This is a genomic window from Rhodobacteraceae bacterium IMCC1335 (assembly GCA_039640495.1).
Lineage (GTDB): Bacteria > Pseudomonadota > Alphaproteobacteria > Rhodobacterales > Rhodobacteraceae > Thalassovivens.
Genome location: CP046864.1, coordinates 1,964,151 through 1,988,178, shown reverse-complemented (window position 1 = coordinate 1,988,178; position 24,028 = coordinate 1,964,151). Strand labels below are relative to the sequence as shown.

At 49.9% G+C, this 24,028-nt stretch carries 25 protein-coding genes; 17 read left to right on the top strand and 8 right to left on the bottom strand.

The window, feature by feature from the left end; all coding sequences use genetic code 11:
• Positions 1-134: 134 nt before the first annotated feature.
• Together GN241_09455 and GN241_09450 are read left to right on the top strand one after the other, a co-directional pair.
• The gene (locus GN241_09455; GenBank protein ID XAT57568.1) at positions 135-689 is read left to right on the top strand and encodes a shikimate kinase; all 555 of its coding nucleotides are present in this window, start codon (positions 135-137) and stop codon (positions 687-689) included.
• Positions 682-1,797: a 3-dehydroquinate synthase gene (locus GN241_09450; GenBank protein ID XAT57567.1), complete on the top strand. Its 1,116-nt coding sequence runs from the start codon at positions 682-684 to the stop codon at positions 1,795-1,797. Before GN241_09455 ends, GN241_09450 begins: the two co-directional genes overlap by 8 nt.
• Before the next feature lie 24 nt (positions 1,798-1,821).
• Here the strand turns inward: GN241_09450 and ssb are convergent, their stop codons facing one another.
• Positions 1,822-2,325 carry a single-stranded DNA-binding protein gene (gene ssb / locus GN241_09445; protein XAT57566.1) on the bottom strand — a complete coding sequence of 168 codons (504 nt, stop codon included), beginning with the start codon at positions 2,323-2,325 and terminating at the stop codon, positions 1,822-1,824.
• 163 nt (positions 2,326-2,488) lie between these two features.
• Positions 2,489-3,385, bottom strand: coding sequence for a tRNA (adenosine(37)-N6)-dimethylallyltransferase MiaA (miaA, locus tag GN241_09440; protein XAT57565.1), 897 nt, complete (start codon positions 3,383-3,385; stop codon positions 2,489-2,491).
• Between the two features lie 129 nt (positions 3,386-3,514).
• On the opposite strand from miaA, the gene GN241_09435 reads away from it, so the two are divergent.
• From GN241_09435 to lpxB, 12 genes are all read left to right on the top strand, one after another.
• Entirely contained in the window at positions 3,515-4,246 is a 732-nt protein-coding gene (locus GN241_09435; protein XAT57564.1) for a UMP kinase, read from the top strand.
• A gap of 66 nt (positions 4,247-4,312) precedes the next feature.
• Positions 4,313-4,876 carry a ribosome recycling factor gene (locus GN241_09430; protein ID XAT57563.1) on the top strand — a complete coding sequence of 188 codons (564 nt, stop codon included), beginning with the start codon at positions 4,313-4,315 and terminating at the stop codon, positions 4,874-4,876.
• Between the two features lie 10 nt (positions 4,877-4,886).
• Positions 4,887-5,612: a di-trans,poly-cis-decaprenylcistransferase gene (gene uppS, locus GN241_09425; GenBank protein XAT57562.1), complete on the top strand. Its 726-nt coding sequence runs from the start codon at positions 4,887-4,889 to the stop codon at positions 5,610-5,612.
• Positions 5,609-6,400: a phosphatidate cytidylyltransferase gene (locus GN241_09420; GenBank protein XAT57561.1), complete on the top strand. Its 792-nt coding sequence runs from the start codon at positions 5,609-5,611 to the stop codon at positions 6,398-6,400. Before uppS ends, GN241_09420 begins: the two co-directional genes overlap by 4 nt.
• On the top strand, positions 6,397-7,566 hold the full coding sequence (locus GN241_09415; GenBank protein ID XAT57560.1) for a 1-deoxy-D-xylulose-5-phosphate reductoisomerase: 1,170 nt from the start codon (positions 6,397-6,399) through the stop codon (positions 7,564-7,566). Before GN241_09420 ends, GN241_09415 begins: the two co-directional genes overlap by 4 nt.
• Before the next feature lie 18 nt (positions 7,567-7,584).
• Complete coding sequence (rseP, locus tag GN241_09410) at positions 7,585-8,928, top strand: RIP metalloprotease RseP (GenBank protein XAT57559.1); 1,344 nt, start codon at positions 7,585-7,587, stop codon at positions 8,926-8,928.
• 142 nt (positions 8,929-9,070) lie between these two features.
• The gene (gene bamA, locus GN241_09405; protein ID XAT57558.1) at positions 9,071-11,371 is read left to right on the top strand and encodes an outer membrane protein assembly factor BamA; all 2,301 of its coding nucleotides are present in this window, start codon (positions 9,071-9,073) and stop codon (positions 11,369-11,371) included.
• On the top strand, positions 11,371-11,913 hold the full coding sequence (locus GN241_09400; protein ID XAT57557.1) for an OmpH family outer membrane protein: 543 nt from the start codon (positions 11,371-11,373) through the stop codon (positions 11,911-11,913). The genes bamA and GN241_09400 overlap by 1 nt, the downstream gene beginning before the upstream one ends.
• Before the next feature lie 156 nt (positions 11,914-12,069).
• A complete protein-coding gene (fabZ, locus tag GN241_09395) occupies positions 12,070-12,543 on the top strand; it encodes a 3-hydroxyacyl-ACP dehydratase FabZ (GenBank protein XAT57556.1) in 474 nt (157 codons plus the stop codon).
• A complete protein-coding gene (gene lpxA / locus GN241_09390; protein XAT57555.1) occupies positions 12,540-13,331 on the top strand; it encodes an acyl-ACP--UDP-N-acetylglucosamine O-acyltransferase in 792 nt (263 codons plus the stop codon). The genes fabZ and lpxA overlap by 4 nt, the downstream gene beginning before the upstream one ends.
• 1 nt (position 13,332) lies before the next feature.
• On the top strand, positions 13,333-14,145 hold the full coding sequence (gene lpxI / locus GN241_09385; protein XAT57554.1) for a UDP-2,3-diacylglucosamine diphosphatase LpxI: 813 nt from the start codon (positions 13,333-13,335) through the stop codon (positions 14,143-14,145).
• The gene (gene lpxB, locus GN241_09380) at positions 14,142-15,299 is read left to right on the top strand and encodes a lipid-A-disaccharide synthase (GenBank protein XAT57553.1); all 1,158 of its coding nucleotides are present in this window, start codon (positions 14,142-14,144) and stop codon (positions 15,297-15,299) included. Before lpxI ends, lpxB begins: the two co-directional genes overlap by 4 nt.
• Positions 15,300-15,301: 2 nt before the next feature.
• Here lpxB and GN241_09375 read toward each other — a convergent pair whose 3' ends face one another.
• The 5 genes from GN241_09375 to mmsA form a co-directional block, all read right to left on the bottom strand.
• Positions 15,302-15,883, bottom strand: a complete 582-nt coding sequence (locus tag GN241_09375; GenBank protein XAT57552.1) for an invasion associated locus B family protein — start codon at positions 15,881-15,883, stop codon at positions 15,302-15,304.
• 309 nt (positions 15,884-16,192) lie between these two features.
• Complete coding sequence (gene mmsB, locus GN241_09370; GenBank protein XAT57551.1) at positions 16,193-17,065, bottom strand: 3-hydroxyisobutyrate dehydrogenase; 873 nt, start codon at positions 17,063-17,065, stop codon at positions 16,193-16,195.
• The gene (locus GN241_09365) at positions 17,066-18,106 is read right to left on the bottom strand and encodes an enoyl-CoA hydratase/isomerase family protein (protein XAT57550.1); all 1,041 of its coding nucleotides are present in this window, start codon (positions 18,104-18,106) and stop codon (positions 17,066-17,068) included.
• Complete coding sequence (locus GN241_09360) at positions 18,103-19,245, bottom strand: acyl-CoA dehydrogenase (GenBank protein XAT57549.1); 1,143 nt, start codon at positions 19,243-19,245, stop codon at positions 18,103-18,105. Before GN241_09360 ends, GN241_09365 begins: the two co-directional genes overlap by 4 nt.
• 191 nt (positions 19,246-19,436) lie before the next feature.
• Complete coding sequence (mmsA, locus tag GN241_09355; protein XAT57548.1) at positions 19,437-20,936, bottom strand: CoA-acylating methylmalonate-semialdehyde dehydrogenase; 1,500 nt, start codon at positions 20,934-20,936, stop codon at positions 19,437-19,439.
• Between the two features lie 101 nt (positions 20,937-21,037).
• On the opposite strand from mmsA, the gene GN241_09350 reads away from it, so the two are divergent.
• The 3 genes from GN241_09350 to coaD all read left to right on the top strand — a co-directional run bounded on the left by GN241_09350 (position 21,038) and on the right by coaD (position 22,991).
• The gene (locus GN241_09350; GenBank protein ID XAT57547.1) at positions 21,038-21,934 is read left to right on the top strand and encodes a LysR family transcriptional regulator; all 897 of its coding nucleotides are present in this window, start codon (positions 21,038-21,040) and stop codon (positions 21,932-21,934) included.
• 63 nt (positions 21,935-21,997) lie between these two features.
• Positions 21,998-22,432 (top strand): CBS domain-containing protein, encoded by a 435-nt coding sequence (locus GN241_09345; protein XAT57546.1) that lies wholly within the window; start codon positions 21,998-22,000, stop codon positions 22,430-22,432.
• Between the two features lie 64 nt (positions 22,433-22,496).
• The gene (coaD, locus tag GN241_09340; GenBank protein XAT59243.1) at positions 22,497-22,991 is read left to right on the top strand and encodes a pantetheine-phosphate adenylyltransferase; all 495 of its coding nucleotides are present in this window, start codon (positions 22,497-22,499) and stop codon (positions 22,989-22,991) included.
• A 13-nt stretch (positions 22,992-23,004) separates the two neighbouring features.
• Here coaD and gap read toward each other — a convergent pair whose 3' ends face one another.
• On the bottom strand, positions 23,005-24,009 hold the full coding sequence (gene gap / locus GN241_09335; protein XAT57545.1) for a type I glyceraldehyde-3-phosphate dehydrogenase: 1,005 nt from the start codon (positions 24,007-24,009) through the stop codon (positions 23,005-23,007).
• Between the last annotated feature and the right edge of the window lie 19 nt (positions 24,010-24,028).

Sequence of the window (24,028 nt, the reverse complement as noted above, 5' to 3'; positions counted from 1 at the left end):
TTTATAATACGGAACATGCACGAGACCTTGGTGAAAACGCGTTTAACTTAATTTATACCTAGCCTTTCTTCCAATATCACGCCATTTCCTAGTGACAATTGACGTTTTTGATTTGTTTGCCAATAAGGAACCGCATGGCGCTGATATTAAAAAAACCCCTGGTCTTTGTGGGCATGATGGGGGCGGGTAAAACAGCGGTCGGTAAAGCCGTTGCTCAGGTACTGGATGTGCCCTTTCTCGATTCAGATTCAGAGCTTGAAAAAGCCGCCAACCTTACCATTCCAGAAATTTTTGAACGCCATGGAGAGGCTTTTTTCCGCAAGAAAGAAACGCAAGTCATCACCCGCTTGCTTGGCAGCCAATTATGCGTTCTTTCGACCGGAGGCGGGGCGTTTATTTCTGAGCAAAATCGTGCAGCGATCTCTGCGCAGGCCGTGTCGGTTTGGTTGAATGTGGATTTGGATGTTTTGTGGCATCGCGTCCGTCACAAAAGTAACCGTCCGTTGTTGAAAACATCTGATCCTTTTTCCACATTGAAATCCTATTATGACAAACGCCAGACGATTTATGCGTTGGCCGATATTGAGCTTCGATCAAGCGCTTTTAATTCAATTGATGAAATGGCGTTGAAAGTGATCGCGGCGTTGCGTACGAAACCAGAGCTTATTGAGGAAAAAAACGATGCGTAAAGTGCATGTGAATCTGGGCGCGCGCTCTTATGATATTGTCATCGGCGCCGCCATTATAGACGATGCTGCAACGCTACTGCGCCCTTTATTGCATCGCATGAAAGTGGCAATTGTCACGGATGAACAGGTCGGTGCATTGCATCTTGATGCTTTGGTAGGAACGCTAACAGATGCCGGCATCGACTGCGTGAGCCTGAACTTGCCCGCAGGCGAGGCTACCAAATCATGGGCAAAACTGGGCGACACTGTAGATTGGCTGCTTGCGCAAAAAATCGAGCGCCAAGACGTGGTTATCGCTTTGGGCGGCGGTGTTATCGGCGATCTTGTTGGTTTTGCAGCAGCTATTTTACGAAGAGGTGTACGCTTCGTGCAAATTCCAACGTCCCTTTTGGCCCAAGTTGACAGCTCTGTGGGTGGTAAAACCGGCGTGAATAGCCGCCATGGTAAAAATCTAATCGGGGCGTTTCATCAGCCCAGTTTGGTTTTGGCAGATATCGGTATTCTCGACAGCCTGCCGCAGCGCGATTTTATTGCCGGATATGGCGAGGTTGTAAAATACGGGCTGCTTGGAAATGCAGATTTTTTCGAATGGCTCGAGGTGAATGGCCCCTTGATTGTCGCAGGTGATAAGGTCGCACGCGAGGAAGCCGTTAGAATATCGTGTCAAATGAAAGCCGATATCGTTATGCGAGATGAAACCGAACAGGGGGATCGCGCTGTGCTCAATCTTGGGCATACTTTCTGTCATGCTTTGGAAAATGCAACCGGCTATTCACAGCGCCTTCTGCATGGTGAGGGTGTTGCCATCGGCACGGCTCTGGCATTTGAACTGTCAAGCCGATTGCAGCTTTGCTCTCAGGAAGATCCAAGCCGCGTCCGGGCGCATCTGCGCCAGATGGGAATGAAATGTGACCTCAAAGATATTCCTGGCGATTTGCCGGCAGCAGAGGCGCTTTTGGATCTCATGTTGCAAGATAAAAAGGTGCTCGACGGCACATTACGCTTGATACTTGCCAAAGGCATTGGTCAGGCGTTCCTTACGTCTGACGTACCAAAATCGGCGCTGCTTGGACTATTAAAGGATGCGCTGGCTAACCGTGCGGCCTGATTTAAGACCCCGCATATCTCTACTTTAAAACGGAATTTCATCATCCAGATCGCGTGACGGGCTAGGTTGTCCTTGGGTCGCAGAATAACCGTCGCCCGCGGGCGCGCCACTCTCGTAGCTTCCCATATCCTCATTGCCGATACTGCCATAACCAGCTGACGCACCGGTATTATCGCTGCGACCGTCTAGCATCGTAAGCTCTGAGCGGTAAGGACGCAGCACAACTTCGGTTGAATAACGATCAGCGCCGGATTGATCCTGCCATTTGCGGGTTTCCAATTGACCTTCAATGTAAATTTTAGAACCTTTGCGTAGATATTGTTCGGCCACGCGCACTAGTGGTTCTGAGAATATTGCTACGCTGTGCCATTCTGTTTTCTCGCGGCGCTCGCCGGAGTTGCGATCTTTCCAATTTTCAGATGTGGCGATGCGCAGATTGCAAACTTTGCCCCCGTTTGGAAAATTCCGCACCTCGGGATCGCGGCCCAAATTTCCGATTAAAATGACCTTATTTACCGAGCCCGCCATGATGTTTCTCCTGTCGAATCTAAAACCAACCTCATGCAGATTAGAACATTCAAAACCAGTGAAGGAAAGATTAATTGCGCCCCGCGATTTGCTAATAGCTGTTTTGGAAACCTGTAAACGGGTTTCTGCAATGAACATGACGATTTATCGAAGTCGGCAGGGCTCAAAGCCGTCTTGGGTCGCATTTGCTCCAGTTATCCATTTTACCGCGAAACCAAGTGCGTTGTCGTTTGGCATATTGACGGGTTGCGATTGTGGCCTCTTCGATCGCCTTACTTAACGGCATTTCTCCGCGCAGATGCGCGATTAAATGGCGCGCTCCGATGGCGCGAGAGGCAGGCAAATCAGCGCTCCAGCTTGGAAGATTCGCCGCCGCTTCATCCAAGGCACCTTCCTCGATCATTTTGTGAAAACGGTTTTGAATACGTTGGTTTAACCAATCTTTATCGACATCGCAGAGAAGCGTGATGCATCGCGCTGCTGGCAAAAGCGGCTTGGGGGTAGAAGCTTGCCAGACGGCAATAGATCGTCCGGTGGCTTTTTGCACTTCCCAAGCCCTTTGAACGCGCATTGGGTTTTTGCAGTCAATTTGGCTTTTGGTTGCGGCATCAAGCCCGCTGATAAGCGCCTCAAAGCCCTTCTTACTTATTTCTTCTTGCGCAGCTTTGCGAATTTCTGGGGGAATAGGCGGAATATTTGCCAACCCTTTTGTCAAAGCTTGAAAATAAAGCCCCGTGCCGCCGGTGATGATCGGGCGAGGCGATGCGTTTAACAATGGTGTGATTTCTGCCAGCCAATGACCCACGGAATAAGCTGCGTCGGGTGCAATATGACCGTATAGGAAATGTGGCGCTTTATCTTCATCGACTTTGGAAGGCCGTGCCGTTAAAACCCGCCAATTGCTGTAGATTTGAAACGCATCGGCGTTAAGGATCGCGCCCCCAAACCGCTCCGCTATTTCCATCGCGAGAGCAGATTTACCGCTGGCCGTGGGGCCGGCAATCAAGATCGGGCATGTGTCCGCATGCTTGGCGATATCTGACAGAGCAAACTTATTCATTTGGGCCGCTTAACTTTTACGTCTGCGCACAGGTTTACCGGCTATTGTTCCTCGAGTGAATGTGTGATTGAAGAAAAAACACACTTATACAATTTGATGTTCATCTGTGCTTGTCAAAGGAGCTCTTACATGACCGAGGCCACACCGTCCCAAACAACTTATTCACGTGTCATGTTAAAAATTTCTGGTGAAGCATTGATGGGAGAAACGGGTTTTGGTTTGCATCCGCCCACCGTTGAACGCATCGCGCAAGAAGTCAAATCAGTGCATGATATGGGCGTTGAGATTTGCATGGTGATTGGTGGTGGAAATATTTTTCGCGGCCTTCAGGGCAGCGCACAAGGTATGGAGCGGACGACCGCCGATTATATGGGCATGCTCGCCACCGTGATGAACGCCTTAGCGATGCAAAGTGCGCTTGAGGGGCTTGGGGTGTTCACGCGCGTGGTAAGTGCAATACCGATGGACCAAGTGTGTGAGCCCTATATCCGCCGCCGCGCGGTCCGCCATCTTGAAAAATCGCGTGTCTGCATCTTTGCCGCTGGCACGGGCAATCCCTATTTTACAACGGATACGGCCGCGACCTTGCGCGCAACCGAAATGGCCTGTGAGGTTATTTTAAAGGGTACAAAAGTGGACGGTGTGTATGATAAAGACCCTGCTAAATTTTCCGATGCAAAACGCTACACAAATATCACATATGATGATGTTTTGGCGAAGCATTTGGCGGTGATGGATGCAAGTGCAATCGCGCTTGCGCGGGATAATAATCTACCGATTATTGTGTTTTCTCTGGATGAACCCGGCGGTTTCAAAGGAATACTCGCTGGAGAAGGTCTCTATACAAAAGTGTCTGATTAAGGTTACAAGACTTTAAAGGTGCAGAACCGCCAAATTGCGGTGTAACATAAATAACGAGTTTAGGGCATGGCAGACGATTTTATTTTAGATACAGATGATTTACAGCGTCGTATGGATGGGGCTCTGGGGGCTTTGCGTACGGAATTCGCATCGCTGCGTACGGGCCGGGCTTCGGCTTCGATGCTCGAACCAATTACAGTTGAAGCCTACGGACAAAGAACGCCAATCAATCAGGTTGGCACCGTTAATGTGCCAGAGCCGCGCATGGTAACGATCAACGTTTGGGATAAATCGATGGTGAATGCCGTTGAAAAATCTATTCGTGAAAGTGGCCTTGGCATAAATCCGCAGTTAAACGGTACGATTATCATGTTGCCGATCCCGGAATTGAATGAGGAGCGGCGGAAAGAATTGACCCGCGTCGCGGCGCAATATGCCGAGCATGCACGGGTTGCGGTGCGCAATATCCGCAGAGATGGTATGGATCAGGTGAAAAAAGCAAAATCGGATGGTCTGTCAGAGGATGATCAAAAGTTTTGGGAAGATGAGGTTCAAAGCCTGACGGATACGATGATCAAAGCGGTCGATACGTCGCTTGAGAAAAAGCAAGCTGAAATAATGCAGGTGTGATTGAGCAAAGATGTCTAAGGATTTCTTGCAAAACCAAGGTCCTGCCCATGTCGCGATCATCATGGATGGGAATGGCCGCTGGGCAGAGCTGCGTAAAAGACCACGTTTGCTTGGGCATTACGCAGGCGCACGTCGGGTGAGAGAGATCGTCGAAAGCTGTCCTGAGGTTGGCGTTAAATTTTTAACGATTTTTGCATTTTCAACGGAAAATTGGAAACGTACGCAATCCGAAGTGTCCGGTTTAATGAATTTGTTTCGGCGCTATATCCAACGCGAAGCACAGAATTTAAAAAAACAGATGGTGAGGGTTCGTTTTATCGGTGATCGGCGACGCCTCGATAATAAACTCGTCGATCTGATGGATGAATTAGAGTTGTTGACCAGTGAAAATGATCTGCTTCACTTGACCATTGCGATCAATTACGGTGGCCGTGATGAAGTGGCTCGCGCCACTAAGCGATTAGCCTATGATGTGCAAAAGGGCCGACTTGATCCCAAAACCATTGATGAGGAAACCCTTCCAAAATATTTGGATACTTATGTTTTACCTGATCCAGATTTGGTCATCAGAACGTCAGGCGAGGCGCGTATATCTAACTTTTTGTTGTGGCAATCGGCGTATGCCGAATATGAGTTTATCGATACGCTTTGGCCAGATTTCACCAAAACAATGTTTAAGCAAACGCTTGATAATTACGTGGGGCGCACTCGGCGATACGGAGGCGTTGCAACATGACTTCCAGCACTGCTTGGGCTGATTTGCCTCTGCGGCTGGCCTCGGCGGTCATTTTACTTCTTATTTGTGGCCTTGCGCTGTGGAGCGGAGACCTTGTTTTCACGTTGCTTCTGGCTGCGATCTTATTCGTCATGCATTGGGAATTGGCGCATATGTTGACCCCCCTGTCAAAGCAGGTGGGAGCCATCAGCGGAACAATCGCGATTCTGACGCTGATCTTGGTTTTGCGCAATGCCGATAACTTAAAAGGAATAATGTATTTGGGCTTAGGGGCAGCCTGTCAGGCCGGTTTATATTTTCGCCTAAAATGGCAGGGCGCGCTAGCGTCTGTTTGCATATTCATAACCGTCTTATATCTGATTGCGCTGCGCGCATCGTCGGGCTTGGAGGTGATTTTATGGTTGATCTCGATCGTGGTTTTGACGGATGTTTTGGGTTATTTTGCTGGGCGTGTCATTAAGGGCCCCAAATTTTGGCCGAGCGTTAGCCCCAAAAAAACATGGTCTGGTGTTTTGGCTGGCTGGCTTGGCTCTGGCGTTTGTGGATGGCTTTGGGTGTCTTACGGGTCTTTGCCGCTCTCTGCGGGGGTTGCGATCTTGTTTTCGGGGGCATTGGCCTTTGCATCGCAAATCGGCGATATTGGAGAAAGTGCCCTAAAGCGCAGGGCAGATCAAAAAGACAGCTCAAACCTCTTGCCTGGACATGGCGGCTTTTTGGACCGTTTTGACGCTTTGGTTGGCGCCACACTCGTATTTGCCGGGGCCAACATGTTCATGAGTTTGGGATGAAACGAATTAGCGTATTTGGTGCAACGGGTTCAATTGGGCAAAGCACGCTGGATCTCGTGAAACGTGATCGTGAGAATTTTGACGTTCTTGCGCTATCTGGCGGGCGTAATATTGCGCAGCTCGCGCAAGATGCAATTTCCACCGGTGCTCAGGTTGCGGTAACCGCCTTTGATGAGGAATATCCTGCCCTGAAAGAGGCGCTGGCTGGAACAACAGTGCAAGCGGCTGCTGGACATAATGCCTTATTGGAGGCCGCTGATCAGAGTGCAGATTGGGTGATGTCGGCAATTGTTGGCGCCGCAGGCCTTGAACCGGGGTTGCGGGCTATGCAGGCGGGGGCGGATCTGGCTTTGGCCAATAAAGAAAGTATGGTGGCGGCCGGCGCCTTGATGCGCAAAACATCAGCTCATAATAACGTGGCTTTATTGCCAGTAGATAGCGAGCATTCTGCGGTGTTTCAGGCTTTGATAGGGGAAAGCCGCGAAGCTGTCGAGCGGGTTATATTAACCGCATCTGGCGGAGCGTTTCGAGATTGGAGCTATGACGATTTAGCGCGAGCGACGCCAGAGCAAGCTGCAACCCATCCAAATTGGAATATGGGGCAAAGGATTACGATTGACAGCGCCTCTATGTTCAATAAGTCATTAGAAGTTATTGAAGCAAAAGAGCTTTTTGATTTAAGATCTGATCAAATCGAAGTGCTAATCCATCCGCAGTCATTGGTGCATGCTTTGGTTGGCTTTCATGATGGCGGGTTGATGGCGCATGTTGGGCCATCTGATATGCGCCACGCGATTGGCTACGCACTCAATCACCCGCATCGCAAAGCCCTGCCGATTGAGCGTTTGAACCTTGCGGAAATTGGCAACTTGGAATTTTCAGCGCCTGATTTTAAGAAATACCCTGCTTTGGCACTGGCTTATGAGGTGCTGGATATTGGGGGGTTGTCGGGGGCGGTGTATAACGCGGCTAAAGAGGTTGCATTGGATGCGTTCATTGATCGAAAAATTGGATTTCTGGTGATGGCTGATGTGGTTCGAAGCGTGTTGGATGCGGTGTTTGGCGGACCCAATACACCGCTTTCAGAGCCGTCGCTGGAAAATATTCTTCAGATGGATCAAATCGGGCGCATGGAAGCTAACACAAAAATTCAACATTTAATGTAAATCTGACAGGATAGAAGTTTGGACGTATTTTCATTGGTTCCCGCCTTTGGTGGTTTAATTGTAACTTTGTCGGCGTTTTTTGTCGCGTTGTCAGTCATTGTGGCAGTGCATGAATATGGTCATTACATTGTCGGCCGCTGGAGCGGGATCGAGGCTGACGTTTTTTCGCTTGGGTTTGGCCCGGTTATTTTGTCTCGGCTCGACAGACGCGGCACGCGTTGGCAATTCGCGCTGATTCCGTTTGGCGGATATGTCAAATTTAAAGGCGATAAAGACGCTGCCAGCGGGGCAGATAGCAATAGTTTGAGCCGTTTGGATCAAAAGCAACTTCGCCAAACGATGCATGGAGCGCCGCTCTGGGCGCGTACCGCAACGGTTGCAGCGGGCCCTGTGTTCAATTTTGCATTATCGCTTATTTTATTTTCCGCAATTGCGCTTTGGCAGGGGCAAGTGCGATCACCACTGACCATCGGGTCGCTCTATGAGATCCCGTATGCGCATCAAATGAAAGTTGGGGATATCGTTTTGGCAATCGATGGACAAACCGTGCCTGACTTTGCAGATGTAACGGCTCTGTCTAGTTTTTGGTCAAACCTATCAGATGCGGAGACCTATGAATTCATCATTCGGCGAAATCAACAAGAACTGGCTGTGCCAGGCCCAAATGTAAATATCGCCCGCGTGTCTGCAGTGGTGCCACGCTCGGCGGCAGCGCAGGCCGACTTGCGATCGGGCGATGTCATTACGCGCATTGATGGCGCCTCAATTTTAACGTTTGATAGTTTAAAGCAAGCGGTGGAAGGATCTGCTGGAGAAACTTTGGCCGTTGAGGTGTGGCGCGCAGGCGCGACGCGCCAGCTATCGCTAACCCCACGGCGGGTAGATGAACAAACCGATGAAGGCTTTAGCGCGCAATGGCGCATCGGCGTGATGGGAGGTGGGTTCTTTTTTGAACCGCAAACCAGCACGCTTCCTTTCGCATCCGCGCTTAAATCCGGTGCAGATGCAACTTGGCGCGTCATGAAAGGCTCGCTTTCTGGTTTCTATCATGTTGTGACGGGGGCAATAAGCAGCTGTAACCTTTCAGGACCGATTGGGATCGCTGAAACCTCAGGGCAGATGGCGCGGCAGGGTGGAGATAGTTTTATCTGGTTTATCGCGGTGCTCTCTGCTGCGGTGGGATTGATAAATTTGTTTCCTGTTCCAGTTTTGGATGGTGGGCATCTGGTGTTTTTTGCTTTTGAAGCGGTTATCGGGCGCCCTCCAAGTGCCTATGCCTTAAATATATTGATGACGATTGGCTTGGCTTTGGTGCTGGGTTTTATGGTGTTTGCGCTCGGAAATGATCTTCTTTGTCCATAAAATAGCCGTGGAAAAAGTGAGCAGAAATGTGGTGTTCCTTAAAAATAAGCGTTACACAAATTCAAGATGCAGTTGTTGTGAATATTTGGTACCACTAGAACGAACCGCAGGTTGAATTATCAGGTGACAGTAAGGAATGAAGATGAAGCAGTTTTTTGGAATTTTTGTTGCGGCAATTATTTGCATAGGATCGGCTTCCTGGGCTCAAGAGTTTAACTTTTCTTCAATCGAAGTGGATGGCAATCGTCGGATAGAAACGTCAACGATTATCAGCTATGCCAACCTTCCACTGAGAAAAAATGTTTCGGCCTCTGAGATAAGTGCGGCTTATCAAGAGGTGGCGAACTCTGGATTGTTTGAAGATATCGAATTCATTCCGCAGGGGCGCCGATTGATCATTAAGGTGCAGGAATATCCCACAATCAGCCAGGTTGCTTTTGAGGGCAATGATAGGCTGAAAGACGAAGTTCTTGCTCAGATCGTCAGTGCGAAATCACGGCGGGTGTTTAACCCGATGAAAGTTGAGGAAGACAGAGAGCGCATCGCTCAAGCTTACGCGGATATGGGGCGCTTGGCGTCGCGGGTAACGCCTAAAATCATTCGCTTGCCAGATAATCGTGTGAATCTGGTCTTTGAGATTTTTGAAGGTGGTGTCGTCGAGATAGAGCGCATCGGCTTTGTTGGCAATAAAACCTTTAGCGATCGCAAGCTACGCAATGTTTTGAATACAAAGCAGGCTGGATTGCTTCGTTTGTTGGTGCAAAGAGATACGTTCATTGAGGATCGGATCGAATTTGATAAGCAGATATTAACGGATTTTTATCAATCGCGCGGATTTGTCGATTTTGTGATCAATGGTGTGAATGCAGAATTCTCTGAAGAGCGCGACGGCTATTTCATCACATTCAACATACAAGAAGGCCAACAGTTTAAAGTTGGCGCGGTAACCCTTGTCTCAGAGCGCTCGGACGTTGACGAAACGGTTTTTTCAGCAGCGTTAACGCTCAAACCCTCTGTGATCTATTCACCATTGGCGGTTGAGGATGATATTGCGCGCTTAGAGCGTTTGGCCGTGATGGAGGGCGTAGATTTTTTACGTGTGACGCCGCGCTTGAAGCGAAATGACTCAACCCGCACACTTGATGTGGCCTTCGTTGTCGACCGTGGCGAACGGATCTTTATCGAACGCATCAATGTGTCTGGAAATACGTCTACTCTGGATAACGTGATCCGTCGGCAATTTCGCGCTGTGGAAGGAGATCCGTTTAATCCCCGCGCGCTCAGGGCTGCTGTAGATCGCATTCGCCGTTTGGGCTTTTTTGACCCAGTGAACGTGTCAACACGCGCGGGGAATAAGCCTGAAACGGTGATTATTGACCTTGCCGTGGGTGAAAAGCCAACAGGCAGTCTGTCTCTCGGGGCGGGGTATTCCAGCGCTTTGGGACTGGGCGGTATTATCGAATATCGTGAACGTAATTTTATTGGCCGTGGGCAAGGGCTTAACTTTAAAATTCAAGGTGGCTCTGACAATACAACCTATTCTTTTGGTTTTATTGAGCCCGCCTTTTTGGGCAATGAACTGCAATTCTCGCTGAATTTAGCCTATGAAGAAACCAATCAGCAAAATTCCACTTATGATACACGCTCTGTAAATTTCCAACCGGGGATAAGCTATCCGATCAATAATTTCATCCGGGTTGGATTTCGCTATTCTTACACCAGTGATGAAGTGTCAGGAAATGCGGTGACCTCAATCATTGGTGATGAATTTAAGCAGGGCAGGGTTAATACGTCCGGCGTGGGATATACATTCGGTTATGATACCCGGCGTGTCGGTCTCAACCCTACAGCTGGCTTGTTGCTTCAATTTAGCCAAGATTTCACGGGGCTTGGCGGGGATACAACAAGCGTTAAATCAAATTTGAAATTGCAGGGCGAACAAAAAACATTCGGTGAAGAAGTTACGTTATCGGCCACGTTTGAAGCGGGGGATTTACGGTATTCAAAGGGCGGAAGCCGCGTGAGCGATCGCTTTGCGCTTGGCAGCCGGGTTATGCGCGGCTTTAACCCTGGCGGTGTGGGGCCGCGCGAGCGTGTCGTAAATGGAAACGGTGCTGTTACTGTTAATGATGCTTTGGGCGGTGAACAATTTGCCGTTGCGCGGTTTGAAGCAGAGTTTCCCATAGGAATCCCGGAAGAATACGGGATTACGGGTGGGGTGTTTTACGATGTTGGCAGTCTTTGGGGCTTACCAGTTGAGACAAGCCCGAACGGCGCAAACACAGTCTATTACAATGCGGCGATACCGCGCCAAGTTGCGGGTGCTACTGTGTTTTGGGCCACGCCGATCGGACCTTTGCGGTTTAATTGGACGCGCGCGATCCAAAAAGAAGAATTTGATGAAGCGAATAATTTTGAGTTCACATTATCAACGCGGTTCTGATGAACAGGTTTAGATTAAGCTTTTTAAAGGGGTTTTTTCTTTTGCTGCTGCTCGCAGGCCCCGTATTTGGTCAAGCTGGCGCACCTGCCGCCCAACAGGTGGTGGTGGTTGATTTCGATGAGGTTTTTCGGACCACGCTATATGGCCGCCGTATTATCGCAGAATTTCAGCAGGCAAACCAAGCGCTGAGCAATGAATTTGAACGCATCGCAGAAGAACTGGTCGCCGAAGAAAAGGCCCTAAGTGATCTGCGTGGTAGTACTGATCCCTCTGCTTTTAAAGAAATGGCGCTGGCCTTTGATCAAAAATCGACTAGGTTGCGCAAAGAGCAGGAAGACAAACGGGTTGAGCTGAAACTTGCTGGCGATGCGGCGCAATCCGATGTGCTACAACAATTTGGGCCGATTTTTGTACAAATCATGCAAGAGCGCAACGCGACTATCTTGTTGGAAAAGAAGCAAGTGGTGTTGGTTATTGCCTCTGCAGATATCACCAAAGAAGCCATCCGCCGGATAGATCAAGAGCTTGGAGATGGCCGATAAGCCACGTTACGCTAAGTCCATAAATCCTTTTAATTTGTTCGTATTTCCTTTTTGTTAAGAGCTCGCGTGTTGGGAAAGAAAATCGCAGGGTACTTGTGTTGGGCTTGCAGGGTTGCTAGCTAGATTTTGATAAAAAGAACAAGATAGGGGCGAAACATGGCAGATTCTGGAACTGAGGCGGATATCCAATTAATCCAACGTATTTTGCCGCATCGGTATCCGTTTTTATTGGTGGATCGCGTCACTGATATCGTTGGAACCGCCTCTGCGCTTGGGCATAAAAACGTCACGATGAATGAACCGCAGTTTCAAGGCCATTTTCCAGGTACGCCGATTATGCCCGGGGTTCTGATGGTTGAGGCGATGGCGCAAACGGCGGCGGTTATGGTGGGCAGCACGCTGGGATTAGCGGATAAGAATATGCTGATTTATTTTATGTCAATCGATAATTGTAAGTTCCGTCGTAAGGTCGGGCCTGGGGATCATCTGAAGATGCAAATCACAACCTTACGTGGAAAGGTAGGCGCGAAGGTTTGGAAATTTTCAGGCCGCGCCAGCGTGAATGGCGAAATGGCCGCTGAGGCAGAGTTTACAGCCATGATGGACCTTTCGAATGTGGTGCCGTCGTGAGCGATACATTTATTCACCCCAGCGCCATTGTTGAGGATGGGGTTGAGCTGGGCTTAGGCTGCCATATCGGGCCGTTCTGTCATGTTGGAAAAGATGTGTCTTTAGGCGATCGTGTGGTTTTGAAGAGCCATGTGGTTGTGACAGGGCGCACAGATATTGGTGATGACACTACCGTTTTTCCTTTCGCAGTGTTGGGAGAAATTCCGCAGGATAAAAAATTCAAGGGCGAGCAAACGCGGCTGCTTATCGGGGCCCGCAATTGTATCCGCGAGCATGTAACGATGAATACGGGCACCGAAGGCGGCGGTGGGATCACTCAGGTTGGCAATGATGGATTATTTTTGGCGGGCTGTCATGTTGCGCATGATGCACTGCTTGCGGATCGGATTATCGTTGTAAACAGCGCGGCGATCGGTGGGCATTGCATAATAGAAGATGATGTTTTGGTGGGGGGCTTGGCGGGTATCCATCAATTTGTGCGTATTGGTCGAGGGGCAATTATTGGCGCCCTAACGATGGTGACCAATGATGTTATCCCCTATGGTCTGGTGCAAGCGCCACGGGGGCAGTTAGACGGGTTGAACCTTGTTGGCCTAAAGCGCCGCGGCGTCTCGCGGGGGGATATAACCGCATTACGGGCCGCGTTTCAAATGTTGGCGCAGGGCGATGGAACCTTTCAAGACCGCGCAAAACGGTTGGGCGATGAAACCGATAGCGATTACGTCCAGCATATTGTTGATTTCGTAACGGCCTCGTCGGATCGCTCTTTTCTCACCCCAGGTGAGTGATATGACGGGGCGCTTGGCGATCCTCGCAGGTTCGGGCGTTTTGCCAACGCTGGTGGCGCAGGCACACCCGCAGGCTATGTTTTGTGGTTTTCAACACCTCAGCTATGACCGGCCCGCACATGCGATTAATTTCTTTTCTTTGGAACGTTTGGGGGCGCTTTTTGACAGCCTGCGCGCAGCTGGCGTGACAAAGGTTGTTTTGGCCGGTGCAATGCAACGACCCGCGTTTGATCCCGAGCTGTTTGATGCCTTCACGCGCGCCGTAATTCCTGATCTTTCAAAAGCCATGCGGCAAGGGGATGATTTCTTATTACGCTTTGTGATCGGTTTGTTTGAAAGTCAAGGTTTTGATATTGTTGGGGCGGATCAACTTGTGCCGAATATAACCGCTGAGCCGGGTCTGCTATTGGGAAAAATGAGTAGAGATTATGCGGATGAGGTCCAAAAAGCCGATCATGTATTGAAATCACTTGCCGCTGTAGATGTGGGGCAAGGGGTCGTGGTGGAAGCAGGGCAGTTATTGGCAATAGAGACGCTACAAGGGACTGACTTTATGTTAAAAACGGTCGCCCAGACAGCCGCTGCGTTGCGCAATCCGGACCGTGGGATTTTTGTGAAGCGGCCCAAAGCCGGCCAGGATTTACGCGCGGATATGCCCGCGATCGGGGTGGATACCCTATCACATGTTGCTGCCGCAGGGCTTGCTGGCATCGTTGTTACACCGAAAAAAGTTCTTCTGCTTGAGCGTGAGAAAATAACCCAACGTTGTTCTGAGTTGAATATTTTCCTGCAGGCCCGTGAGAGCACGCAATGAAGATTTTTTTGCTCGCGGGAGAGGCCTCTGGCGATAAACTTGGGGCAGCGCTGATGGCGGGCCTTCTCAAACACATGCCCAATGCGCCCGAATTCTACGGGGTCGGCGGGCCATTGATGGAACAGGCGGGCTTAAAAACTTTATTTCCAATGTCTGATATCTCCTTGATGGGAATTTCAGAGATCTTGTCAAAATACAGGTTTTTAAAACGGCGCATTGCAGAAGCGGCGGATGCGGTGATAGACGGGAGGGCGGATGTGTTGATTACAATTGACCTGCCCGAATTTTCGCTGCGCCTTGCCAAAGCTGTTCGACGCAGAAAGCAGGTTCCGAGTGTTCATTATGTTGCGCCAACGGTTTGGGCCTGGCGGCCTGGGCGTGCGCGGAAAATGTCACCTTTCGTGGATCATGTTTTGGCGCTTTTTCCATTTGAGCCACCCTATATGCAGGCCGCGGGTATGAGTTGTGATTTTGTGGGGCATCCCGTTGTCAACGATCCCCGTGCCACGCGCGATGAAGCTCAACGGTTTCGGGCAGAAACGGGTATTAATGACGCGCCAATGATCTTATGCTTGCCCGGATCACGCGGTTCAGAGATCAAACGCCTGGCGCCTGTGTTTGGAAAAGTAGTCGAAAAACTGCATGCAGCTCGCCCTGATTTGAGATTTGTATTGCCGATGGCGGCGTCGGTTGTGACTTTGGTGAAGGACCAGATCGCGACCTGGCCGGTTAAGCCGATTCTCATTGAACCACGCTCAAATGCGCAAGCTCACAGGCAAAAGCGCGCCGCATTTCAGGCTGCAGATGTGGCTCTTGCGGCTTCAGGCACCGTATCTTTAGAACTTGCTGCCACGCTTACCCCCATGGTGATTGCCTATGATATGGGGTTTTTGTCGCGGCAAATCATAGGACGCATGCTAAAGGTCGAAACGGTGAGTTTGGTCAATTTGATTACAGATAGCAAATCTATCCCCGAATTCATCGCCGAGAATTGTCGGGAAGAGTTGATCACGCCAAGCGTTTTAAAGGTGCTTGACGATCCAATGGGACAGATCCAAGCTATGCACAGCACAATGCAGGCGCTTGGACAAAACGGTCACCCGCCGGGCGAACGGGCGGCGCAATCAGTCATTAAGTTTCTAGCAGCCCAATAATATTATTGATTTGATATTTTATTGAATCCGGCAGTAAATCCGCTGAGCGATAGGTTTAAATTTAAGGCTTTGTCTGGCGCATCCATATGACGGATCGTAATGACAGATTGATTGCCCGCCTTCATCAATGCAATATCGCCTTCAGTTAGACCGATGCGTGCGATGCATCCGATTTCTGTGCAGAATGAATAGGGGTAACTTTTTGTTGTTTCTGTATCAAAGCCAATCGTCATGCGTGCTGTTAAAAGCGTTTTAAGCGGCACGATAATTGTTGCACCGGCGATTGCGGCTTGTCCCTGTGGAAGCGGAAAGACCATAATCTCGCTTAATGGATTACCTTCATTATTGACCAATAATTGAAACAATTCGCATGGATCTTGCCCGTTCTCGCTGCGTATGCAGCGCATGTTCCAATCGCCTAACCGTTCAGCAATATAGGGTTGGCCGATATTTGGAACTTCTATATTCAAACCAAGTGACAATGACTCTGCCGCATTCTGCTCAGATTGTTGAGCATGTACGAAGGACGCCATACAAAGACTTATGGCGCCAAGAGCGTTGCGGATCGAAATGCGAAAATTCATATTTTACTTCCAATGTTTACTGGGCCACTGTTCGACCCGTTTCTGACCCTCTTATATGTTCATGAGCGGCTTGTGACGCAAGCTTTATTGTAAAATTGGGTATTATGCTGGGAGGTAAACGGTATCGCAGCGCCGTTCATTGGAAAGTTTAGATCGACGCGCTCGCGTACAGGTGGTTGATACGCATTGATCTGTAACGTCAAATAGGTTTTGAATTTTGCGCTGTTTTAGGCGCAGCTGACCGTCGAATATACTTATGTTTTCATTGGTTCTAAGCCCTAAGTTTCAATCTGACTGGGGGTAAAGCTTTTAGGAGCGCTTGCGTTGTTCAAAGCGCGGCAACATCGCTGAAAAATCTTTTCCAAGGCCATCTTCGTCTTCTACGAAAGTTTGATAGAGCTGCGTTGCTGCTTGCCCGAGCGGCGTGTCAGCCGCCACTGCTTGCGCGGCTTGTTGGCTGAGACGAAGATCCTTGAGCATCAATTCTGACGAAAATCCGGGCTGATAGCCATTATCTGCGGGCGAATTCGGCCCAATACCCGGCGCAGGGCAATAGGCATTCATCGACCAGCTATATCCCGAGGAGGTGCTAACCACATCAAACATTGATTGACGGTCTAGCCCCAATTTATCGGCCAGCGCGAAGGCTTCGCAAGTTACAACCATGGTTGCGCCAAGGATCATATTATTGCAGATTTTAGCCGCTTGCCCATTGCCGCTTTTACCGCAGTGAACAGATTTTTGACCCATAACGTCAAATAGTGGTTTTGCGGTATGGAATGCTGTCTCAGCTCCGCCGACCATAAAGGTAAGCGTGCCTGCTGAAGCGCCGCCGATGCCGCCGGAGACGGGTGCATCCAAGCTCGCGATATTGGCGGCATTGGCCATTTCGCTTACATCCCTTGCGCTTTGCACATCGACTGTCGAGCAATCCAGAAAAATGCTATCTGCGCGCATATCCGGTATAATCTGGGCCGCAATAGATTTTAGAATTGCGCCGTTCGGCAGCATGGTAATCACGATATCGGCGCCGGTTGCGGCGGCAGTGGCCGAATCCATGATTTCAACCCCCTCGGCATGCACGCTCACCGTATCAAATCCGCGCACCATATGGCCTGCATGTGCAAGGTTTTCCGCCATTGGGCGCCCCATATTTCCAAGGCCAATAAATCCAATTTGCATTTAACTCTCCTTCACGTTCAATTCCAAAGCGTCCAATGGGGCCAACATGCTCTGGCTGGCCTTTTGCGGGACCTCTGTCAGATTATATTGCCAATGCGGGTTCCTGTCTTTGTCGATAATCGCCGCGCGAACACCTTCTAAAAAATCACCAATCTCCATAGAGCGCGCGGTAAACCTGTATTCATATTGCAAAGCGCGCAAGATATCGGGGCCTTCATCGCGCAATTGGCGCAGCAGCAAAATTGTACTGGCCATCGATAAAGGTGCGTTTCTGCTTACCATTTTTAGACTTTTTTGACTGAATTCATCATCGCTCGTGGTGAGGGAAGAGATCAATCCCGCCAATGTTTCATTCGAGAAATGCCGATCTATTTGCGTTTGAAGGGCTTTTAATTCGCTGCTGGGCGCAGGCTGGGCCGCGTTGGCGATATGCTCGGTATTTCCCGTTTTCTCTAAAGTTTCGATCAAGGTTTTCCAGTGACTTAGTGGAATGAAGTGATCCGCAAAGCCGGCATATATCGCATCTGCAGCGGCCATCCTTGCCGCTGTTAAACCCAAATATTCGCCCAAATAGCCCGGAGCGCAGGCAAGAATATAGGATCCGCCCACATCGGGGATCAACCCGATGCCACATTCTGGCATCGCAATTTGGCTGGTTTCTCCCACAATACGGTGGCTGCCATGGCATGAAATTCCAACGCCTCCGCCCATCGTAAACCCTTGCATGAACGCGATATAGGGTTTGGGGTAATGATAGATTAATGCGTTCAGGCGATATTCAGCCGCCCAAAACGCCTGCCCATATGCATAATCCCCTTGGCGGCCGGTCTTGTATAATTCAGAAATATCTCCCCCAGAACAAAAAGCCCGATCGCCCTGTGCATCAATAATCACTACCTCGATATCATTTTTATCGCGCCAGGTCAGCAGCGCCCGCTCGATCGCGCTGCACATATCAGCAGTGATGGCATTAAGCGCCTCGGGCCGTTGTAAGGTGATACGCCCGGCGTGACCAATCTGGCGAATAGAGATATCGCTCATCTATCTGCCAGCATTTGGCGCGCAATAATCATCCGCATGATTTCGTTGGTGCCTTCCAAAATTTGGTGGACGCGCAAATCACGAACGATTTTTTCAATGCCGTAATCGGCAAGATATCCATAGCCACCATGCAATTGCAGGCATTGATTGGCAGTTTCAAAGGCATTGTCGGTGACCATGAGCTTTGCCATAGCGCAGAATTTTGTGGCATCCGGGGCCTGCATGTCTAATTTCCACGCGGCTTGGCGCAAGAAGCTGCGCGCGGCTTGCAGCTTTACTTCCATATCCGCCAAGTTGAACTGTAGGGCTTGAAATTGATCAATCGTTTTGCCGAAGGCCTTGCGCTCTCCCATATAGGCCAGCGTGGCTTGCAAAGCCTGTTCCGCGCCGCCCAAGGCGCTTGCTGCAATATTCAAGCGGCCACCATCCAGCCCAGCCATCGCATAGTGAAACCCTTTGCCTTCTTCACCCAGCAGATTTTGAGCAGGAATTGGACATGCGTCAAACTGAACTTGCGCCGTGGGCTGCGCGCGCCAGCCCATTTTATCCTCAAGAGCACCATAGCTTAGCCCATCGCTGCCCGCTTCAACTATGAAAGCCGAGACACCTTTTGGACCCTCGGCCCCGGTGCGGGCCATTACAATATAGGCATCTGAATACCCCCCACCCGAGATAAAGGCTTTGGTTCCGTTAAGCCGATACCCTTCATTGGTACGCGTGGCTTGACTGCGCAGCGCTGCCGCGTCTGATCCCGAACCTGGTTCGGTCAGACAATAGCTGAAAATCAAATCCATTTGGCATAAGCGCGGCAACCATCTTGCGCGGGTTTCTGGATCGCCGTAACGATCGATCATGCCGCCACACATATTGTGAATTGATAAAAACGCCGAGACTGACGGGCAGGCCATTGCCAAAGCTTCAAACACTAAGGTCGCATCTAGCCGACTTAAGCCGGATCCCCCCATCTCGTCGGAGACATAAATACCGCCCAAACCCAGCTGCGCGACTTTAGGCCACAGCTCTTTTGGAATGGTGCCTTGATTTTCCCAATCGCGCGCAAAGGGGGCGATATGCTCTTGGCCAAACTCATAAGCCATATCAAAGATGGCGGTTTGTTCGCTGCTTAACGAAAAATCCAAAGAAGTCCTCCTGCATGTGTGTTGTTAAGGTGCGGTGGCATGATTGGCGCTTTCCTGACCTCTATGCAAGCCACAAGATGGCAAGTGAGCTTGCGGCTTAGGCCGCTTTGCGCGTTTGCTCACATGCCCATTTGACCGGCTCAGATTCGAGAGGGGTAAGCCGCTAGAGTGGTGCAGCTTACCCAGATGCGTTAATCCATCGCTTTAAAGTTAAACTCGCCGCCTTCTTTGATCCCAGAGGGCCATCTAGACGTGATGGTTTTGGTTCTTGTATAGAATTTAAACGCGTCGGGCCCGTGTTGGTTCAAATCGCCAAACACGGATTTTTTCCAACCACCAAAAGTGTGATAGGCAAGGGGCACTGGGATTGGAACGTTAATACCGACCATGCCAATATTGATCCGATTGGCAAAATCGCGCGCCGCATCTCCATCGCGCGTGAAAATTGCCGTGCCATTGCCATATTCATGATCCATAGCCAATGAGATGGCTTCTTCATAGCTTCCGGCGCGTACTGTGCTGAGAACTGGGCCAAAAATTTCCTTTTTATAGATGTCCATTTCTGGAGTGACCCGGTCAAAAAGATGCGGGCCAACAAAAAATCCATCTTCATAGCCTTGCAGGCTGAAATCACGCCCATCGACAACTAATTCCGCGCCTTGCTTTATGCCGCTTTCTACCAATCCCAGAATATTTTGTTGCGCAGCTTTGGTGACAACCGGGCCATAATCAACCTCATCGTCCGCCGTGTAAGGGCCAACTTTCAGTTTTTCAATACGCGGCACTAATTTTTCAATCAGGCGGTCAGCGGTTTCATCGCCTACAGGCACCGCAACCGAAATCGCCATACAGCGCTCGCCTGCAGCCCCATATCCGGCGCCTATCAACGCATCGGCTGCCTGATCCATATCCGCATCTGGCATGATGATCATATGGTTCTTGGCACCACCAAAGCACTGAACGCGTTTGCCATTGCTGCAGCCGCGCCCGTAAATATACTCGGCGATCGGCGTTGATCCGACAAATCCGATCGATTGGATCACAGGATTGTCCAAAATCGCGTCAACCGCTTCTTTATCGCCATTCACCACTTGTAAAACGCCTTTTGGCAACCCTGCCTCCTCCATCAGCTCCGCAAGCATTAAAGGCACTGAAGGGTCTCTTTCTGATGGTTTGAGAATGAAGGCATTGCCGCAGACAATCGCCGGCGCAAACATCCACATCGGGATCATTGCGGGAAAGTTGAATGGGGTTATTCCAGCCGTAACCCCTAATGCCTGACGCATCGAATACATATCAATGCCAGGGCCGGCGCTATCGGTGAATTCGCCCTTGAGCATTTGCGGTGCACCGATGCAATATTCCACCACTTCCAAACCGCGCTGCACATCGCCTTTGGCATCTGGCAGAGTTTTGCCATGTTCCCGGCTAAGCGCTTCGGCAAGTTGATCCATATCACGGTTCAGCAGGTCGACAAATTTCATCATGACGCGGGCACGTCGCTGCGGGTTCACGGCCCCCCATGCGCGCTGCGCCGTTTCGGCAATTTCTACAGCCTGAGATATCTCGGCGGCTGACGCCAGAGGCACTTTTGCTTGCACCTCCCCGGTGGCGGGATTGTACACATCCGCAAAGCGCCCGGAGGTTCCTTTTACATGGGCCCCACCAATATAATGCGTTAATTCAGTCATGGTTTTCTCCTGTCAATTTGATGTGAGCATAGTCTTGCAAAAATGCTATGAACAGGGGCAATATCACAAATAGATAATGCATAAATGCAGGGTGTGATGGCGTGCAGCAAAATTGGGATGATATCAGAGTGTTTTTGGCTGTTGCCCGTCATGAAACCTTATCTGCCGCCGCACGTTCACTGCGGATCGATCCGGCCACGGTTGGGCGCCGTGTGACACGGCTGGAAGAGCGCGCGGGGGTTGTTTTATTTGCACGGTCTTCGGTTGGGTACGTGTTGACAGGATCGGGAGATCAGTTTTTGCGGCACGCATTATCGATGGAGGGCGCGATGGCAGATTTAGCGCGCGACTTGCAAGGCCGTGAAGGAACGTTGAGCGGCCAAATTCGGATAGGAGCGCCGGATGGCTGCGCAAATTTTGTGCTGCCGAAAGTCTGCGCGGATATCTCGCGTGCCAATCCTGATTTAGATATCCAGATTGTTTCCATGCCACGGGTTGTCAACTTGACCAAGCGCGAAGCCGATATGGCGATCGCAGTGAGCCCACCGAATTCCGCCCGTTTGAGCGTGCAAAAAATAACCGAATATAAATTGCATTTGGCCGCTTCTGAAGAGTATTTGGAAAAATTCGGGGCGCCGCAAACGTTATTAGATTTAAAAATGCATAAAATTATTGGCTATATAGCCGATATGATTTTTGACAAGGAATTAGATTATCAAAATTATCTTGGGCAAGATCGGGTGGTGTTGGGATCAAATTCAGTTTCTGTGCAGTATCATTGGCTGCGGGCAGGGGCGGGGATCGGGATCGCGCATGATTTCGCACTGCCATCTTCAGGTAGCCTGAAACGCATAATACCTGATCAGCTGTCTTTAACGCGAAGTTTCTATCTTTTACGCTATAAAGAAGATCATCGCCTTGAGCGTATGAACCGCCTCGCGCAGGCGCTTGTTGTCGGGATTCGGGCTGAAATCAGCCGATTAGAAGCCTTAGCTTGACAGCTGCCTGTTATGGCTTCAGCCTGAAGTTATGTGGTTGATTTAAAAATAAGAGGTGGTGGTATGTTTGTTCAGCACATTCTTAATACAAAAAATAACGCGAATTTGATCACGGTGCCTTTAAAGACAGATCTGTCTGAGGCCATTTCAATTCTTGTGGCGCATAAGATTGGTGTGGTTATCGTTTCAGAAACGGGCAAAGACGCGCTCGGTATCCTCTCTGAGAGGGATATCATTCGCGCATTATCCGAAGCCGGAACGACTGCTCTATCAGCGCCGGTTGAACAATTTATGTCGCGCCACGTTGTGACCTGCAGCCCACAAACAAGCGCGGATGATGTTTTGGCGCTGATGACGGAAAACCGGTTTCGTCATATGCCGGTTTTGGAAGCGGGTGCGTTGATCGGTTTGATCTCGCAGGGCGATGTGATTTTCGCCCAACTACAAGAGATTTTGATGGAGAAAGATGCGCTACAAGGCATGATTATGGGGCATTAGCCCCTTGCATTTGACCGCGGAATAATATTTGAGCGGCTTAAAACAGTAGCGAATGAGTGATAAGATGCGCATTGGTCTTTATCCTGGTACGTTTGACCCGATAACGCTCGGTCATATTGATATTATTCAACGCGCGGCGATGCTGGTGGATCGATTGGTGATCGGTGTGGCCATAAATCGCGATAAAGGGCCTTTGTTCACATTAGAAGAGCGCGTTGCCTTGATCGAGGCGGAATGTGCCGTTTTATCGCTGAAAACTGGTACAGAGATCGTGGCGCATCCGTTTGAAAACCTTTTGATCGATTGCGCCCGTGATGTAAAAGCGCAGGTTATCGTGCGTGGGTTGCGGGCGGTTGCCGATTTTGAATATGAATTTCAAATGGTGGGTATGAACCGGGCGATGGATTCATCGATCGAAACCGTCTTTCTAATGGCTGAAGCCAAACATCAAGCGATTGCGTCAAAATTGGTGAAGGAAATCGCCCGATTGGGCGGTGATGCGTCTAAATTTGTTACGCCGAAAGTTTTGGAAAGCTTGCAGACCAAACTTCCCAAGTGATCTCCGCCTCTGCTTAAAGAAACTTAGCCATTTGCGTAGCTGTGTCCAGCATACGGTTCGAAAAGCCCCATTCATTGTCATACCAAGACAGGATGCGGCACATCGTGCCTTCCATAACCTTTGTTTGATCCAACGCCACGATGCTTGAGCGGCTGTCGTGGTTGAAATCCATTGACACAAGAGGTTCATTGGTGGTGCCCAAAACGCCTTTTAACGCGCCTTCAGCAGCGGCCGCTTCAAGCGCGGCATTGATTTCGTTAATCGTGGTATCTCGACTGGCTTCAAATGTCAGATCTACGCAAGACACGTTCGGCGTTGGCACTCGGATGGAAACGCCATCCAATTTTCCCAACAAATCTGGCATCACCAACCCAACCGCGCGGGCCGCGCCAGTGGTGGTCGGGATCATGTTGAGCGCGGCAGAGCGCGCACGATAGAGATCTTTATGCATCGTGTCTAAAGTGGGTTGGTCGCCAGTGTAGCTATGGATCGTTGTCATAAAGCCCCGTTTCAAGCCGATACTGTCATTCAGCACCTGTGCCACCGGAGCAAGGCAATTTGTTGTACAGGACGCGTTAGAGATTACGATGTCTTGGTCGTTTAAAGCGCTGTGATTAACGCCATAGACGATGGTTTTATCAGCGTCTTTACAAGGGGCCGATACAATCACCCTGGCGGCACCATTTTCAAGATGCTGGGCGGCTGTGGCACGCTCTGTGAAAAACCCCGTGCATTCCAATACAATATCGACATCCTTCCAAGGCAGCTCGGTAGGATTGCGGATCGCTGTCACCGCGATTGGTCCATGACCAATATCAATAGAATTATCAGTGATTTTAATCTCAGCGCCGAACCGACCATGGACGCTGTCATATTTTAAAAGATGCGCATTTGTTTGAACAGGGCCAAGATCATTGATCGCTATAATTTCCAGATCATTGCGCGGATTTTCTGAAAATGCCCGCAAAATATTGCGACCAATGCGGCCAAAGCCATTAATAGCGATTTTTGTAGTCATCTCTGCCTCTGTCGTTTCT